At 70.7% G+C, this 15,762-nt stretch carries 13 protein-coding genes and 1 pseudogene; 5 read left to right on the forward strand and 9 right to left on the reverse strand.

Annotated elements, in window-relative coordinates:
- Window positions 1-143 precede the first annotated feature (143 nt).
- On the reverse strand, window positions 144-1,802 hold the full coding sequence (locus tag AC08OX_RS03800; protein WP_476606531.1) for a sensor histidine kinase: 1,659 nt from the start codon (window positions 1,800-1,802) through the stop codon (window positions 144-146).
- On the reverse strand, window positions 1,799-2,554 hold the full coding sequence (locus AC08OX_RS03805; RefSeq protein ID WP_476606532.1) for a response regulator transcription factor: 756 nt from the start codon (window positions 2,552-2,554) through the stop codon (window positions 1,799-1,801). The genes AC08OX_RS03800 and AC08OX_RS03805 overlap by 4 nt, the downstream gene beginning before the upstream one ends.
- A gap of 574 nt (window positions 2,555-3,128) precedes the next feature.
- Between AC08OX_RS03805 and AC08OX_RS03810 the strand changes: the two genes are divergently transcribed.
- The gene (locus AC08OX_RS03810) at window positions 3,129-3,470 is read left to right on the forward strand and encodes a hypothetical protein (RefSeq protein WP_476606533.1); all 342 of its coding nucleotides are present in this window, start codon (window positions 3,129-3,131) and stop codon (window positions 3,468-3,470) included.
- A 58-nt stretch (window positions 3,471-3,528) separates the two neighbouring features.
- Here the strand turns inward: AC08OX_RS03810 and AC08OX_RS03815 are convergent, their stop codons facing one another.
- The 4 genes from AC08OX_RS03815 to AC08OX_RS03830 all read right to left on the reverse strand — a co-directional run bounded on the left by AC08OX_RS03815 (window position 3,529) and on the right by AC08OX_RS03830 (window position 8,964).
- Window positions 3,529-5,859, reverse strand: coding sequence for an Hsp70 family protein (locus AC08OX_RS03815; RefSeq protein WP_476606534.1), 2,331 nt, complete (start codon window positions 5,857-5,859; stop codon window positions 3,529-3,531).
- A 375-nt stretch (window positions 5,860-6,234) separates the two neighbouring features.
- Window positions 6,235-6,738 (reverse strand): hypothetical protein, encoded by a 504-nt coding sequence (locus tag AC08OX_RS03820; RefSeq protein ID WP_476606535.1) that lies wholly within the window; start codon window positions 6,736-6,738, stop codon window positions 6,235-6,237.
- Window positions 6,739-6,910: 172 nt separating this feature from the next.
- Complete coding sequence (locus tag AC08OX_RS03825; RefSeq protein WP_011434789.1) at window positions 6,911-7,717, reverse strand: response regulator; 807 nt, start codon at window positions 7,715-7,717, stop codon at window positions 6,911-6,913.
- Window positions 7,714-8,964 carry a sensor histidine kinase gene (locus AC08OX_RS03830; RefSeq protein ID WP_476606553.1) on the reverse strand — a complete coding sequence of 417 codons (1,251 nt, stop codon included), beginning with the start codon at window positions 8,962-8,964 and terminating at the stop codon, window positions 7,714-7,716. Before AC08OX_RS03830 ends, AC08OX_RS03825 begins: the two co-directional genes overlap by 4 nt.
- Before the next feature lie 301 nt (window positions 8,965-9,265).
- Here AC08OX_RS03830 and AC08OX_RS03835 point away from each other — a divergent pair, with 301 nt between their 5' ends.
- Window positions 9,266-9,514 carry a DUF6158 family protein gene (locus AC08OX_RS03835; protein ID WP_476606536.1) on the forward strand — a complete coding sequence of 83 codons (249 nt, stop codon included), beginning with the start codon at window positions 9,266-9,268 and terminating at the stop codon, window positions 9,512-9,514.
- Window positions 9,515-9,552: 38 nt separating this feature from the next.
- On the opposite strand, the gene AC08OX_RS03840 is transcribed toward AC08OX_RS03835, so the two are convergent.
- Together AC08OX_RS03840 and AC08OX_RS03845 are read right to left on the reverse strand one after the other, a co-directional pair.
- Window positions 9,553-11,520, reverse strand: a complete 1,968-nt coding sequence (locus AC08OX_RS03840) for a substrate-binding domain-containing protein (protein WP_476606537.1) — start codon at window positions 11,518-11,520, stop codon at window positions 9,553-9,555.
- Between the two features lie 290 nt (window positions 11,521-11,810).
- Window positions 11,811-12,626, reverse strand: a complete 816-nt coding sequence (locus tag AC08OX_RS03845; protein ID WP_476606538.1) for a nucleotidyltransferase family protein — start codon at window positions 12,624-12,626, stop codon at window positions 11,811-11,813.
- A 91-nt stretch (window positions 12,627-12,717) separates the two neighbouring features.
- On the opposite strand from AC08OX_RS03845, the pseudogene AC08OX_RS03850 reads away from it, so the two are divergent.
- Window positions 12,718-12,885, forward strand: a pseudogene (locus AC08OX_RS03850) (zinc ribbon domain-containing protein); the annotation flags it as partial.
- Between the two features lie 127 nt (window positions 12,886-13,012).
- Here AC08OX_RS03850 and AC08OX_RS03855 read toward each other — a convergent pair.
- Entirely contained in the window at window positions 13,013-13,438 is a 426-nt protein-coding gene (locus AC08OX_RS03855; RefSeq protein ID WP_476606539.1) for a MarR family winged helix-turn-helix transcriptional regulator, read from the reverse strand.
- A gap of 505 nt (window positions 13,439-13,943) precedes the next feature.
- Between AC08OX_RS03855 and AC08OX_RS03860 the strand changes: the two genes are divergently transcribed.
- A complete protein-coding gene (locus AC08OX_RS03860; RefSeq protein WP_476606540.1) occupies window positions 13,944-14,885 on the forward strand; it encodes a phospholipid-binding protein in 942 nt (313 codons plus the stop codon).
- A complete protein-coding gene (locus AC08OX_RS03865; RefSeq protein WP_476606541.1) occupies window positions 14,882-15,757 on the forward strand; it encodes a metallophosphoesterase family protein in 876 nt (291 codons plus the stop codon). Before AC08OX_RS03860 ends, AC08OX_RS03865 begins: the two co-directional genes overlap by 4 nt.
- Window positions 15,758-15,762: the final 5 nt, after the last annotated feature.

Genomic DNA, 15,762 nt, shown 5'->3' on the forward strand with positions numbered 1-15,762 from the left:
GCACGTGGGGGGCTGGTCCCTGGTCCACGGCATGCGCCGCCGATGTCCAGGGGCCCGACCGCCTCCGGAGAGGGGCACCGGGTCGGTGAGTATGGGCGACATGGGGATCACTGTCGACCGCGGACCTTTCGGCTTCTTGTGATCTACCTGTGCGCAGGCTGTGAAGCTCGGTCGGGGTGCGTCGGGTTGGTCAGGCGGGCAGGCTCGGACGGGACCGTCTCCGAGGGAGGGAGGCATCGGGGCAGCTCGACCATGAAGGCGGTGCGTCCCGGCTCGCTCGTGGCCCGCACGTGCCCGTGATGTGCCTCGACGACGGCGGCGACGATGGCGAGCCCCAGCCCGGTGCTACCGGCGGCGCGGGACCGCGAGCTGTCGCCGCGCGCGAAGCGTTGGAAGACCTCGGGGAGCAGATCCGGGGGGATGCCCGGGCCGTCGTCCACGACCGCGAGGATCGCCGTGGGGCCGCTCACGGTCAGGCTCGCCGTGACCTGGGTGCCAGGCGGCGCGTGGGTGCGGGCGTTGGCCAGCAGGTTCGCGAGAACCTGGTGCAGGCGGGCCGGGTCCCCGGTGACCGTGACCGGCTCCTCGGGCAGGTCGAGAGCGAAGCGGTGGCCCGGGGCAGCCACGTGCGCGTCGTTGACCGCGTTGACGATCAGCCGGGAGACGTCCACCGGTTCCCGGACCAGGTCCCGACCGGAGTCGAGCCGGGCGAGCAGCAGCAGGTCGGAGACCAGCGCCGTCATCCGCGCGCTTTCGGACTCGACCCGGCTCATCGCGTAGGTGACGTCCGCGGGGACGTGCTCGCGGGTCCGGCGGGTCAGTTCGGCGTACCCGCTGATCGCCGCGAGCGGAGTGCGCAGTTCGTGGCTGACGTCGGCGAGGAACTGGCGCATCCGCATCTCGCTTGCGTGGCGGGCGGCCAGCGCGGCACCGATGTGGCCGAGCATCCGGTTGAGCGCCGCCCCGACCTGGCCGACCTCTGTGCGCGGGTCGGTGTCGACCTGCGGCACCCGCACCGACAGGGCCACCTCACCCCGGTCGAGGGGTAGCTCGGCGACCCGGGAGGCCGTCGCGGCGACCCGCCGCAGCGGTCGCAGCGTGACGCGGACGATCGCCGTGCCGGCGATCGCGGCGGCCGCGACCCCCACCAGCGCCACCACCCCAGCGATCATTGTCATCCTGGTGAGGGTCGCGTTCACCTGTTTCATCGGCAGCCCGGTGACGACGATCATATCGTCATGGGTGGTCCTCGCGAGGAGCCGATAGTCACCCTGATCGCCGAACGCCCGGGTATACGGCCGCAGGTAGGCGGGAATGCCCGCGACGACGGCGGTCTCGGCGGTGGTCAGCTCCTTCCCCCCGCCGGCGGTATCGATGAAGGCCCCGTAGGTTCCATCCTCGCCCACGACGGCTCCCAGCGTTCCCGGATCGACCGGTCCACGGAAGAACCGGCGAACCCGCAGCTGCTGCGGGCTGAGGCTGGACGGCTGGTCGGCGGCAGCGGAGTCGGTGGCGGCAGCGGAGTCGGTGGCGGCCGGGGCCGGGAGGGCCGGCAGGGCCGGGAAGGACGGGAGGTTCTGGAGAAAGGTGGGTTCCGGCCGGTCCCATCGCCCGCTGGCCTCCCGCAGCCGCCTGTCGAGCTGGTCGACGAGGACACCTCGCAGCGCGACGGCGGTGACGAACACGATCACCAGCGAGACGGTCGCCAGCAGGAGCATCAGGAGGGCGAGCAGCCGGGTGCGCAGTGACCAGCGCGAGGGCGCGACCGGCACGATCCGGACCCGGTGAGCCGGGGAGCTCATGCCGGGCCCGGCGAGGTGCCCCTCGATGACGGGGCGGCGGAGGTCCTCGGTGCCAGCGCCGGATCGGCCGGCCGCAGGACGTACCCGGCCCCGCGCATCGTGTGGATCATCGGGGGGCGGCCGGCGTCGATCTTCTTGCGCAGGTACGAGACGTAGAGCTCGACGACGTTCGCCTGGCCGCCGAAGTCGTAGTTCCAGACCCGGTCGAGGATCTGGGCCTTGCTGAGCACCCGGCGTGGGTTGCGCATGAAGAAGCGCAGCAGCTCGAACTCGGTGGCGGTGAGGTGCACCGGCTGGCCGGCGCGCTGCACCTCCCGGCTCTCCTCGTCCATCGTGAGGTCGCCGACGACGAGCCGGGCGCCCTGCAACGCCTCGGTGGTGCGCGCGGCGCGGCGCATCAGTCCGCGCAGCCGCGCGACGAGCTCCTCGAGACTGAACGGCTTCGTGACGTAGTCGTCGCCGCCGGCGGTGAGCCCCGCCACCCGGTCCTCGACGGCGTCCCGGGCGGTCAGAAACAGCACTGGTACGTCCGGGCTCTCCGCCCGCAGGCGCCGAAGCACCTCCAAGCCGTCCATGTCGGGCAGCATGATATCGAGAACGACCGCGTCCGGCCGGAAGTCGCGGGCGAGCCGCAGCGCTCCGCGACCATCCGCGGCGCTGCGCACTTCCCACCCCTCGTAGCGCAGCGCCATCGACAGCAGCTCCGCCAGTGTTGTCTCGTCGTCCACCACGAGGACCCGCACCGATTGCATGGTGTCAGCTTCGCCTCCTTGGCTGGCTGTTACCTGAGGTCTTGCTGTGAGCCTGCTGTGAATGCCGGGCCTGTGAATGCCCGGCGGGGCCGCGGAATCGTAGGCGTGCCACTCGCCGCGATGTCCATCGACGAGACAACCGGGACCCCCTCGAATGGCAGCCTCTCCCGGGGTGGCGGGCCGGACGGCTCCGATGGGACGGACACCACGCTCGACCAGGCATTGCACCACATTTTGCCAAGATTTTATCTTGGTGAGACCAATGAGGGCGAGAGTAGTGAGGGATGGGTGAATCTCAATGGGATCACAATGTGATCTGTCGTCGGGTTGACCGTCGGAGTATCCCCCTTCAGGGGGTTCACCTGCGCAAACTGGGTAGGTGCACAGCATGGCTCGCCACAGTCGTCCTCGGTCCGCCGTCCGCGGTAACCGTCCCCGTATCGTGCGCCGGGTGGTACTGCCCACCGCAACTCTGGTCACCGTGGGAGTCGTGACCGTGGGTACGGCGTTTGCCTGTTCCAGATCGCCCTCAGTGGCGTCGGTTCCCGGGGAAACCAGCCGCGTCGTCGCTGCCGTGGCTCGCGGCGCAGGCACCTTCCCGCCGTCGGCCGGGGATGCGGACGCGATTGCCGAGGCGGTCCGGACGAGCTCGTTCACCGCGAATGTTCCGCCGCAGAACTACGAGGTCACCGGAACCACCCTGGCCGCCAGCGACCCGAGCTGGGCACTGACCGAGCTGCGCCCGACCGTGGCCGATCTCGACCGGGCCGAGGGTGTACTGCATCACACGGGCTCCGGGTGGGAACTGGTCCAGCTCGGTACCTACGAGGTCGGGTGTGGCGTCGCGCCCGAGGCGGTGCTGGACGACCTCGGCCTGCAGTGCCCGCCACGGGACGGCGCGGTCTTTCCGACCTGATCTCCGGGAGTTCCAGGATCTCCGGGCGGCGGCTGTGCCTGCCGGGACGGCCGGAGCGTCAGGGGATGTAGACGATGTCCCAGAGCCGAGCGGTCATGTCGGTACTGGTGGTGGCGAGCAGGAGGCCGTAGGGGGCGAACGCGCAGCTCATCACCGTGCTGCTGTGCCCGGTGAGGGTGGCGATCGCGGACCCGGTCGCGACGTCCCACAGTTGCGCGGTGTCGTCGGTGCTCGCCGTCGCCAGCAGGTGGCCGTCCGGGGAGAAGGCGCAGCTCTGCGCCGAACCCGGCAGAGTGAGCACGGTGGTGCCGCTGGAGGCGTCGGTGAGCCGGGTGCCCTCGTTGCCGCTCGTCGCGAGCAGCCGGCCGTCGGGGGAGAAGGCGCATCCGCCGGCGAAGTTCGTGTGCCCCGGCAGGCTCATGATGATCTCGCCAACCGTGACGTCCCACAGCAGGGTGGACTCCGCGCCGGCGGTGACCAGCAGCCGGCCGTCGGGGGAGAAGGCGCAGCCGTAGACCGAGCCGCGATGGCCGTTGAGGGTGGCAAGGTTTTTCCCGGTCGACGAACCCCACAGCCGGACGGTGCGGTCGGTACTGGTGGTGGCGAGCAGGCTGCCGTCCGGGGAGAAGGCGCAGCCGTACACGGGTCCCCGGTGCCCGGTCAGGGTCACCGTCTGGCGGGCGGCGTCAACGTCCCAGATGCGGGCCGTCTTGTCGCTGCCGGTGGTGGCGAGCAGCTTGCCGTCCGGGGAGAAGGCGCAGCCGTGCACGACCAGGCTCTTGCGCCCGCTGAGTGTGACCGACGTTCGGCCGATGGCGACGTCCCACAGCCGGGTGCCGTCCTTGCTGGTGGTGGCGAGCAGCTTGCCGTCCGGGGAGAAAGCCGCGGAGGTGACGTCGCGTTCGTGTCCCTTGAGGGTGGCCCGCGCGGTGACCTCGACGTGGTGGGACGGGCGGTTGCTGCGCTCGAAGCCGCGCAGGTCCGCCGGCACCGCCGATCCCATCGGCACCGGCCCGGACGGAAGTGTGGTCGCCAACCAGTCGGCGTCGCGGACCGGAGTGCCGGGTGCCGCGTGGGTGTGGATGAGGCTACCCGGCGCCTCGGCGGCCAGGTCGAACAGGGAACCGTCGGTGAGGCGGACCCGCGCCAGCACGGCGCTCGCGTCGAAGCGCTCCCCGGGCTCGACGAGCCAGCGCACCATCGTCGCCCGCCCGCCGGGGATGTCCCAGCGAGCCGGTTGCAGGACCGGATTCGGGCGCGCCGCGGTGGTCCGGCGGGTGGAGACCGAGCTTGCCCAGGCTGCGGCGCCGAGCACCACGGCGAGCTCGGGATCGGCGGGGAGGTAGATCTGCTGCCCCGGCCAGTCGGTGCCGACCCCGAGCCGACCTTCGAGGATGTCGGTGACGACCGGGATCCGGGAGCTGCCCCCGACGAGGAGCACCCCACTCAGCTTGTCCGGTCCGTAACCGGAAGACTTCAGCAAGTGCTGGCAGCAGGCCATCGTGCGGGCCAGGATGGGGGAGGCGAGCTGGGCGAACCGGTCACGCTGCATGCTGACCAGCAGGCCGGCCGGGCTGAAAACATCCTCCACCACGGCGATGTCGGAGAGTTGATGTTTCACTGCCCGGGCGAAGTCGAGCAACTCGTGGCGGGTCCGGTTGGCCGTGGTCTGGAACGTCTCGCCGATCCCGGGCGGATTCAGTAGCGGTTCCAGCCCCGGCCCGTACAACCCCAGGATCTCGTCGAACAGAATCTGGTCGAGTTCGCGGCCGCCGCAGTCGTGCAGAGCCGAGTGGGAGAGCATCTCGTGCCGGCCGTCCTCACCGACCGCGACCAGCGCCCCCTCGAACGTCCCGCCGCCCAGGTCGTACACGAGCATGAGCGAGCCGGGCTCGGGCGCGGCGCCGACCACCGGCGACCAGGCCGCCGCGACCGGCTCGGCGAGCAGGTCCACGTCGACGAACCCGGCGGCCTCCGCCGCGGCGATCATCGTCCGGCGCAGCGGGCCGGCGGGATCGTAGCTCGCCGGTATCGTGACGACGGCCCGCGACAGCGCCGCACCACCGAGCTGCTGTTCGGCCTCGGCCTTCAGCGCGGACAGCACCGCGGTCACCAGCACGTGCGCCGGATAGCCGCGGCCGTCGAGTGACACGGCGCTGTCCCGGGCCAGATCGCGCTTGACCTCGCCGCGGTATGCCGCGGGCCAGATCCGCTTGCGCCGCTCGGCGAGCGTGCCGACGATCAGGCTACCGCCATCCACGAAGACCGACGCGGGCCAGCTCGCCGAGCCGCTCGCGGGCTCCTTCACCGGTTCGATGCGACCGTCGACGGCCAAGGCGGCCGAGGCACTGCAGGTGCCGTAGTCGATGGCGAGGATCGGCTCGCCCACAGCACCCCCTGTCCACGTTTCCAGTGGGCAGATCGTAGCGATGTCGACAAAGCCACCAGCGACACCCTCATCAGTGGGGCGAACGCCGGGACCGAATGTTTGTGACCGGTTGCCCCCCGTGGCGGCTTTCACCGGTGCGGACAACGGCGGCCGGCGCTTGTCGGCATGAACAGGCGGACTGCCGACCTTCCCCGACGATCGACAGTCCGCGGAATCACGCCGGTGCGCCCCCGATTCGGCACCAAGCCATCTCGCTCCCCCGACGATCCGGCCCGAACCCGTCGCACCGGCGCGGTCCCTGCCCTCGATCCTGGTAGTTCCGATGGGCCGACACCATCCCTCAATCATCGGGGGAAAGCGGATGATCTCCGGCCGTTACCGATCCGTCCGGGTAATCCATCGGCTGGGGCGCCAGGGCACGCGACGCAGGTCGCCCATGGCTGCCGCCAGTCCGGCTACCTGCTCGGCGGCCTGCTTGCCGAGATCAATGGCCACGGTGCGCGGTAGCGAGGACCCCTCGCCCGGGATCGTGCGCAGCCGGGCGACCACCGGTCCGAGCCGGATGATCTGAAGGTAGCCCGCGAGCGAATCGCCGGTGACGAGATGCAGGTGGGCGGACCCGGCCGTGCCGTCCGTGACGGGCCTGGCCCGGGCGACCAGGCGTCGGGTGAGTGCGGCGGCCCTCCGGTTGTTGCGCAGCAGCCACCGCGAGTCGTCCAGCCGGTACAGATCCGCGTCCGGGGTACCCAGCCAGATCGCGTGCCCACGGTGCACCGCCTGGATCTCACGGCCGTCCGCCTCGGGATTCGTGCCGTCACCGGGGATCGGTTGGTCAGCCGGATGGGCCGTCGCGACGTCGGGAGATCTGATCCGCCACATGCCGACGGGGAGCGCCTCCGGTCCCAGGAACGACCCGCGGAAAGCCGCCCAGAGACGACAGGACCGCGGATGACCCTCATCCTCGCCGTCTCCCCCGCCCATCCTGACGAGGGTGTGACCGAAGCCGGCGCAGGGCAATCCCTCGAAATCAAGGGGCCTCAATCGAGGAGGCTCAGCCGAATCCGAGCTCGCGGGCCCAGAGGGCGGCCGCGGTGCTGGGCGGGATCGTCGCCGGGGCGTCGGGATGGCTCGCCACGTACTTCGCCTTCGCCGTGCGCAGATAATCGGCGACGACACTGGCCTTGACGTTCATCGCCCGCGCCGCTTCCCGGTGGGACATACCCCGGCAACCGACGAGGACCATCACCTCGGCCTCCCGCGGGGAGGGCCGGTGCAGGCGGCGCCGTCGGCGGGCGGCGTCGAAGATTCGATCGAGCAGGTCGTGCACGGCGGCGGCGGTCATTCCCCACTCGCCGCGCAGCTCGTCAATGAGGTCGCCCTGGGCGAGTCCGCGCAGCAGGTTCCGTTCCCCGGGGCCGATCTCGCCCCGGGACAGCGGTCGCCGGTGCGCATCCTCCAGCAGAAACCCGGCGAGGCGGGCGGAGACGTGGAAGCTACCCCCGGCGACGGCGGTCACCGCCGCCACGAACTGCTGGGCCGGGGCGGTCTTCTCGACGAAGCCGCGAGCCTGCGCGGCGACCGCGTCGAGGACCTCGTCCGGTGTCGCAACCCCGGAGGTCGCCAGCACCCGAAGACCGCGTCGATGCAGGTCGGCCACGGCGGCGGCCCCGGACACCCCGGGCAGGTGCAGGTCGCACACCACGATCCCGGGCGTGGTGTCCCGGTCGAAGGTCTCCAGGCTCGGGGCTGGCGCCAGCACGGAGAACCCCGCGCCGGCGAACCTGGCGGCCAGCGATTCGGTGGCGATCGGATGATCGTCGATGATCGCCACCGAGACCGGCCGGCGATCGACGCTCATCGGCCGGTCCCGGGCGCGCCGGCTCCGGTCGGCTCGGCGGCGGGCCAGCGGAAGGTCACCTTCGTCCCATCGCCCGGCCAGGCGGTCACCAGGGTCTCCCCGCCATACCGGCGCAGGGCGGAATAGCTTCCGGTCATGCCCCCGCCCGCTCGGACGGAGCCGGGATCGAACCCCATGCCCCTGTCCCGGACGACCACCAGCACCGAATCCGCGTCGCCCTCGACGAAGAGGTGGACCTCGTCGGTGCTGGCGGAGTGTCGGACCACGTTGCGCAGGGCCTCCCTCGTCGCGGCCACCAGTGCCTCGCGGACCTCCGCGGGCGGTTCGCCCTTGATCGACACGAAGGGCACCAGGGCGAGCCCCTCGTCGGCGAAGGCGTCCACGACCGCGGACATCATCTCCTCGAGGCCGTTCTGGGTGGAGTCCGGTGAAGCCGTGCCGTCGACGGCCAGGGCCCGCGGGTCCATCCCGCGTGGATCCATGATGATCCGACGCGCCCGCTGTGCCCCGCGCCGGGCCTCCCGGACGAGTGCCGGTGAGGGCACTCCACCGGCGGCGACATGATCGACGACGGGGAGCAGGTAGTCGTGGATCTCCCGATGGGTGATCTCACGCTGGCGCAGGCTCTCGGCCTCCTTCTCCTGCTCGATCGCGAGCCGCCCGGCCGCCGCGGCCTCGTCCTGGGCGGCCGCGGTCGCAGCGGAGAGCGCGCGCAGCTCGCGGGCGATGAGCATGGCGACGACGTACCACAGGGCGAAGCCCAGCAGGTCCGAACCGAGCTTGAGGGAGACGTCCGGCAGCACGGCCAGGCTCCATGCCGCCATCAGGACGGCCACCGCACCGACCGCGAGCAGCGTCAGCCCGAGGCCGAAGCCGATGCCCGCGGGTGCGACGAGGCTGAACGGCACGAGCTCAGTCATGATCTTGTTGCGTTCGTCAGGTTGCGCGGCTCTGGACCCGACGAGCATCAGCGCCACGCAGAAGGCGACGTCCGCCAGGACCAACCGGGGGGACAGCCGGCCCGGCCGCCGCCAGACCCGCCAGGTGAACCAGGATGCCTCGACGGCCGCGGCAGCCACGATCAGCACGGCGATCCACGGGTGGCGCAGGCGAGCCCAGCCGAAGAGTGGGATGATCACGAACGTCGCACAGGCTGCTCGGGCGTAGCCGACCATCCGGGACATACGTTGCTCGGTACGTTGGATGACGTCGCAGGAGGAAGCCGCCGATCCGACCAGCCCGGTCATAGTGCGCAACGGTAGCGAGCCAGCCACAGATCGACCAGTGCCTGCCAGTGCCTGACCAGAAGGAGCGGGCATCTGGTCGTCCCGGTGTGTGAAGAGCGCCATCCGGGCACCGCAATCAGATGCAGACCACGTATCCCGTCACCGTCACGGTCCCGCCGCCGGGTCCCGGCCCGACGCCACCCGAGCCCGCGCCGGATCCGGTACCACCGCCCAGCCCGGGGCCGGATGTTCCGATCCCGCCGAACCTGCTGGTCCTCCCGCCAGCCGGGAATCGCGCCGCCGGAATGGGTAGACCGAGGGCATGATGCACCGACCAGCTGGAATTCCCGCGCAGGAGCTGACCGACGCCGACCTCGTCCGAGAGCTGCGGCACCTGCATCGTACCCGGCACGATGCCTTCATCGCGGGGAGCGAGGACGCCTTCGAGACCCACACCGCACGGATGCTGGAGCTCGAACGCGAATACCTGCGGAGGTTCCCGGACGCCGCGAGTCCCGATCCGCGCCGGACCCGAGCCGGCAGACGGCGTGCCGCCGGGGTTCCCGTCTGAGCGGCTTCAGGGGCACGGTTTCAGGGGGGCGCGTGGCTTCAGGGGCGGACGCGGGTGAGCGCGTCGAGGTAGATGTCGACCACCTGGCTCGGGCCCGGCCGGAGGTAGGAGCGTCCTGCGGTCGCAGCGGCGATGCGCGACAGCGCGGTGAGGTCGGCGTCGTTGCTGTAGGCGATCATGATTATGGCGACCGGCCGCTTCGGGTCGTACTCGGCGTGCAGCTGTTCGATCAGGCTGTCCAGGCTCGGCGCGGCCGCACCCCGCTTCGTGTCGCGACCGTCGGTGAGGATGACGACCTGGTTGAGCCGGCCGGGGACGTAGTGCTGGGTCAGGAAGCGGAAGGCCGCGAGCGTGGTGGCATACAGATCGGTGACTCCGCCGGGGACGATCCCGGCCTGCGCGGCGATCAGCTCGTCCCGATGGGTGCCGCCTCGTCCGGGTGCGTTGAGCGCAGCCATCGGCACGAGATCCCGGTAGCCTTGGACTCCCTGGGCGCCCTGCTCGCCGGAGAACCGCCAGAGACCGACCTGGCTGTCGGGTGCGAACAGGCGCAGGCCGGCCAGGGAGGTCTCGACGGCCGCCTGCAGCCGAGTTCTTGACGGGTCGGTGCCCGGGACCGGTTCGGCCATCGATCCGGAGCTGTCGAGCGCCACGAGGGTGGCACCACGCTGACGGGCATGGCGGAAGAACCGCCGAGCCGTGCCGAGCGTGCTGTCGGAGGCGTCCGTGCTCGCCAGCTTCGGCGGGACGGAGCGCACCCCGTCGGTCGCGTTCAGCGTCCCGGCCAGCCCGCCTGGGTCATCGTGGCCCGCCAGCTCGGTGGGTGTGCGGAAACCGGCTCCGCTGAGAGCCAGGCGGCCCGCGTCCCCGCGCAGGAACGCGGCGAAGGCGTCCGCCGCGGCCCGCCGGGACGACGAGCTCGCCGTCTTCTTCAGGACGATGTACGGCACCGTCGCCGTGAACATCCCGTCCGAGGGGTAGGACGCCACCAGCGTCGTGGCCGGGCGGTTACCGTTCTGGCTTGTCAGGGACCGGTTGTAGGCGATGACATCGGCCTCTAGGGCCGGGAAGGCCGAGGGAGCGGATCCGGCCGCGCCGTTCTCCGTGCCGCCGGTGCGCATCGAGTCGAAGAGTTGCTGATCATACTCCGGCAGCCGGTCGATGGAGCGTTCCTGCCGGAGCACGGTGAGCTGGGCCGCGCGATCCTGGTCGAACGTGCCGGTGGTCATCTCGGCCGCGGTGAGTCCGCGGGCGGCGCCCACCGTTGCGATGACGGCCCGCAGCGCGGCGGCCGAGTGCTCCGGATTGGCCATGGCGAACCGGAAGTCCCCCCACCGGGGCTCGCCCTGGTGGGTCCAGAAATCGGCCTCGCCCGCGGCCGCGGCCAGTTCGGCCCAGGTCACATGATGCTCGGGCCAACCGAGGCGCTGTGCCATGAGTCTCGGCATGGCGATGACGACGGGCGATCCCGCGATCGTCGTGGCCTTCGCCGGCAGTTTCGCCGTGACCGGGTCCGATTCCTGGCCCAGCTCCAGCCAGTCGGCCGACTCCGGGATCCAGACGTCGGGCGGCCCGGGGGAGTCCGGCGACTCCGGCCGGGACAGTGTGTCGAGCACCTGGTCGGAGGCTACCACCGACACGGCGAGGGTCACGCACGGGCCCGCCGAGCCCTCGGCACCGGCGCGCTGACGATCGAAGTCGGCGGCGAGCCGGCTGATCGGCGCCGCGAGTGCCGGCGCGGTGGTGATGGTCAGGGTGGCCCGTTCGCCGCCGTCCGCGCATTCCCCGGCCGATCCGGCATCCCAGGCGGCGCGGGCCGCGAACCCGATCCCGATGGCGGTCAACGCGCCCAGTACAAGCAGCGCCGCGCCGCTGACGATGCCCAGGCCGACGGTGACGGCGCGGCTGCGGCCACCGGCCCGGGACCAGCCATACCGGGATCCGCCGTGATGGGACGCGCCACCACGAAATCTGTTGCGGCGGGATCGATGGCGGGCGTCGGACACGGAGACGTCCTTTCCGCGAGCGAGCGTCGTGTCCGTCCCTGACCCGCCACCAGCACGATGGTCTGCCTAACGTCTCCCGCCGAGCCCATCGCGCAGCGCCCGACACCATCCCCGGGTGTCCGGCCAGCCTCAGATGGTGATGATATTGTGCCCCGCGCCGGTTCCCGTGCCGCCGATACTGCCGGTGGCCCGGTTGGGCGTCATCCTTTCTTGGAATACCGGGGTTCGCTGTTGTTCTTCCGTTTCTCACGTCGTTGCGGCGGTGTTCCTACTCATGGGTCCTTAGCGTTCTACCTGGGCTGGGTGTGCGTGTCGCCGCTGGCGAGGTCGGCGGGGGTTTCGAGGTCGGCGGGGGTGTTGACGTCGGCGGGGGTGTTGACGTCGGCGGGTGAGCCGGTGTCGTCGCAGGGCACGCCGGTGACCTCTCCCGGGTGGGCCCGCAGCCACGCCCGGGCGCCGACCTCGCCGCGCGCGAGAGCCGCCACCTCGGGCCAGACCGAGCGGCGCAGCAGGACGGGATGGGCCGGCAGGCCTCCGTAGGTGGCGGTCATCGCCGGATGGGCCAACCCCGGGTCGGCCGCGGCGGAGATCAGACGTTGCACCGCCGCCGCGCCGAGGGAAGGTTGGTCCACCAGGGTGACAACCACGGCGTCGGCGTCGGTGCCGACCAGGGCTGCGAGACCGGCCCGCAGCGACGCGCCGACACCCTCGGTCCACCGCGCGGCCGATACCAGGCGAACCTCCGGTATCAGGCCTGCCGTGGGTTCCAGGCCTGCCGTGGGTTCCAGGCCTGCCGTGGGTTCCAGGCCGATCTCGGGCGCATCCCCGCCCGCGGGCGCCGGCCCGGCGACCCGGCGGGTGGCGAGGCGTTGCACGACGATGCCCACCTTGTCCGCGGCGGCGCCGGTGACGACCACGACCGGCCGGCAGCCCCCCGCTGTGAGCAGGCGGACACCCCGCTCGACCAGCGTCACACCGCCCAACTCGACCAGAGCCTTGGGGCGTCCCATCCGCCGTCCTGCCCCGGCAGCGAGCAGCAGACCGGCGACGTTCACCGGATTCGCGGCGTGGATGCCCCACGAGAGATTTGTGAAGTCACATTTCACCTTCGTGATCTAGACAGGCATCGGGCTGCTTCTGATCGGTGATGCCTGGCCATGCTAGGCGGAGCCGTCCCACGCTGGCTGGTCGCGGTTCGTCGGGATGCTGGAGTACAAGGCCGCCCGGTACGGCCGGACCGTGGTGAAGGTCGACCGGTGGTTTGCGTTGTCGCAGGTCTGTTCGGCGTGCGGGGTGAAGGACGGGCCGAGACCACTGGCGGTCCGGTCGTGGACGTGCCCGGCCTGCGGGGTCGTCCACGACCGGGATGTGAACAGCGGCGTAGCAGGCGGGAATCTCTACCCTTCAGGGCGGAGAGGACGTCAAGAGGCGGCGATACCGAAGATGCCGACCGTCATCGGCCTCGGGCGATACGTAGCGACCCCGCATCGTGTTAATGGGGCCTATCCTGGTCGACGATGCGGGACAACATCGACAACAGAGCGGTCTGTTCCTCCTCGGACAGCGGAGCCAGCAGCTTGTCGTTCATCTGGTCGATGCGGTCCGCCACCTGACCGTGGGTCGACTCTCCCCGCTTGGTCAGCCGCAGGACATTGCGCCGGCCATCACGCGGGTCACGGACCCGGCGGATGAGCCCACGCTGCACGAGCCTCGCCACCACATCGGCCACCGTCGACCGATCCAGGGAGGCTCGTTCCCCGAGCGTGCGCTGATCAATATCGGGATCAGCGAGCAGGCTGTTGAGGACCACGAACTGCGGAGGTGTCGTCTCGGTCGAGACGGTGGTGGTCCAGAGCTGATAGGTCACCTGCTGGAGCCGGCGGGCCAGCTGGCCGGGATGGCTGGACAGGTCGACCACGCCGTGGCCGCCTGGGGCGGCCGGCCGCGAGGTCAGGGTGGCCGGCCCAGTGGCGCGTTGTTCAGGGAGGCGTTCGCCGGAGTTCTCCGGTGCGGCTGTTTCCCCTCCGAGGGCCCTGGCCAACTGGTCGGATCGTGTGCGCGTGTTCAGGGTTCGCTTCCAATCCGGTGTCGAAGTAGGCGGGCGACAGGTTTGCCGCGAAGGTCATCATCGCTCATGTCGACGCTCGGTGTCGTCAAGCTGTGAGATTCAGGTGTCTATCAAGCGTCGAAGTGGTAACTCTTATGGCATGTAGTGAAATTATAACTACGGATAGCCGGACGGCGCCATGCTTCTGTAGTAGTCCTGTCACCGCTTCGAGGTAGTCCTTTAGAGGTGTCGCAATCGCGACAGCCACCTGCCGCCCGACTCCGGTGGGGTACGCGAGGTGCATCACATGGTTCCCGCGGGTACGGGCAGCGGTATGGAGGATGCGCCCAGAGGCCTGCGGGAGAGTCTGAAACGCGTGGCTGTGACCCTGAAGGAGGCGGGCATCCCGTTCGCTCTCGGGGGCAGCTACGCCTGCTGGGCCCGGGGCGGCCCCGAGCCGGTCCACGACGTCGATTTCATGCTGCGCGAGGACGACGTGCCGCGGGCGGTCGAGGTGCTTGCGAACGCCGGCCTGCGCCCGGTCGACTCACCCGAGGACTGGCTCACCAAGGTGTTCGACGGCGAGGTGCTGGTCGATCTCATCCACCATCCGGTGGGTCGGGCGGTGACCCGGCAAACGCTGGAGCGGTCCAGCGAGATGTCGGTGGACTCGGTGCGCATGCCCGTGCTGGATGCCACCGACTGGTTCGAGATGACTCTGTTGGCCCTGGAGGAACGGTACTGTGACCTCGCTCGCGTGATACCGATGATCAGAGCGATGCGGGAGCAGGTCGACTGGGATCAGGTGCGTCGCGCGACGGCCACCTCCCCCTTCGCCGAGGCGGCCCTGCTCGTGGCCACCCGGCTCAACCTGATCCCGGCAGCCGGTCGTGCGGTGTCGGCCGAAGGTGCTCCGTCTACCGAAGGTGCCCCGTCGGCCGGGGGCAGCCCCACGGGTTCACGTCCGCACGGTCCGTTGGTGCCAGTGGGTGCGGCGGTGCAGGCCGGGACCGCGAAGCGGATCGCCGACACCGCCGGGTACGGGGCACTGAACCTCACCGAGGCCGATGAGTATCTTGCCGGTGACCTGCACGAACGCCTCGCCGAGGATCCAAGGGTGGCCGAGCTCGGGCTGGAGGTGGTGGTGGATGGCCAGCAGATCCTGGTCGAGGGCGAGGTCGCCACGGACGCCCGCCGCCGGGCCGTCGCGGATGTGCTCGCCGAGGCGCTTCCCGGACGCCTGGTGAGTAACGAGGTCACCATCGCGGATCGGGGGATGCCGACCGAGGCGCCGCCGAACGTGGAGACCATCTCATGATCAGAATTGCCGCGGTCGGCGACATCCACCTGGGCGTGGACAGCCGCGGAACCTTCGCACCGCTGCTGCGTGGACTCGCCGGTCGGGCGGACGTGCTGCTGCTGGCCGGTGATCTCACCCAGCGGGGGCTGCCGGCCGAGGCCGAGATCGTCGCGGCCGAGGTGGCGGACGCCGAGGTGCCCGTCGTCGCCGTCCTGGGTAATCACGACTACCACGGCGGTGCCGAGAACGAGATCATCGAAATGCTGGCCGATGCTGGCGTGACCGTCCTCGAAGGCGGCGGCACGGTCCTCGACATCGACGGCCGCCGTCTCGGAATCGCCGGCGTCAAGGGATTTGGCGGGGGGTTCGCCGGGGCCAGCGGAAGCGACTTCGGCGAACCACTGATGAAGGCGTTCATCCGGCACACGAAGGACGCCGGATCCCGGCTGCGCGGTGCGCTGGAAAGTCTGGATTGCGAAATCCGCGTGGCTTTGATGCACTATGCTCCGGTACCGGACACGCTCATCGGCGAGCGAACCGAGATCTTCCCTTTTCTCGGCAGCTACCACCTTGCCGAGGCAGTGGACGCGGGGGCCGCCTGCCTTGCGCTGCACGGTCACGCCCATGCCGGTTCGGAGCACGGGATGACGGCCGGTGGGGTGCCGGTCCGTAACGTGGCCCGGCCGGTGATCAGGAAAGCCTATGCGCTTTACGGGGTGGGCGAGATGGCCACCACCGGGCGCCCGGGCTCGGACCGCGCGGGCCTACAGCGCTCGGCTGGTGCCGCCGTCCGGGACGGCGTCCCGCCAGCCGTCCCGCCAACCGTCCCGCCAGCCGGGACACCCCGCTCCGCGGCGGACAGCCCCTCGACGCTGTCCCGCCCCAGTTAGCTATT

This window comes from Frankia sp. CoBUL1 (assembly GCF_978021245.1).

Coding starts and splice junctions, on each gene's coding strand:
- AC08OX_RS03825 (WP_011434789.1), bottom strand. CDS start 7,717: ATGAGCGTCGATCGCCGGCCGGTCTCGGTGGCGATCATCGACGATCAT.
- AC08OX_RS03835 (WP_476606536.1), top strand. CDS start 9,266: ATGATGCACCGACCAGCTGGAATTCCCGCGCAGGAGCTGACCGACGCC.
- AC08OX_RS03830 (WP_476606553.1), bottom strand. CDS start 8,964: ATGACCGGGCTGGTCGGATCGGCGGCTTCCTCCTGCGACGTCATCCAA.
- AC08OX_RS03865 (WP_476606541.1), top strand. CDS start 14,882: ATGATCAGAATTGCCGCGGTCGGCGACATCCACCTGGGCGTGGACAGC.
- AC08OX_RS03820 (WP_476606535.1), bottom strand. CDS start 6,738: ATGTGGCGGATCAGATCTCCCGACGTCGCGACGGCCCATCCGGCTGAC.
- AC08OX_RS03800 (WP_476606531.1), bottom strand. CDS start 1,802: ATGAGCTCCCCGGCTCACCGGGTCCGGATCGTGCCGGTCGCGCCCTCG.
- AC08OX_RS03805 (WP_476606532.1), bottom strand. CDS start 2,554: ATGCAATCGGTGCGGGTCCTCGTGGTGGACGACGAGACAACACTGGCG.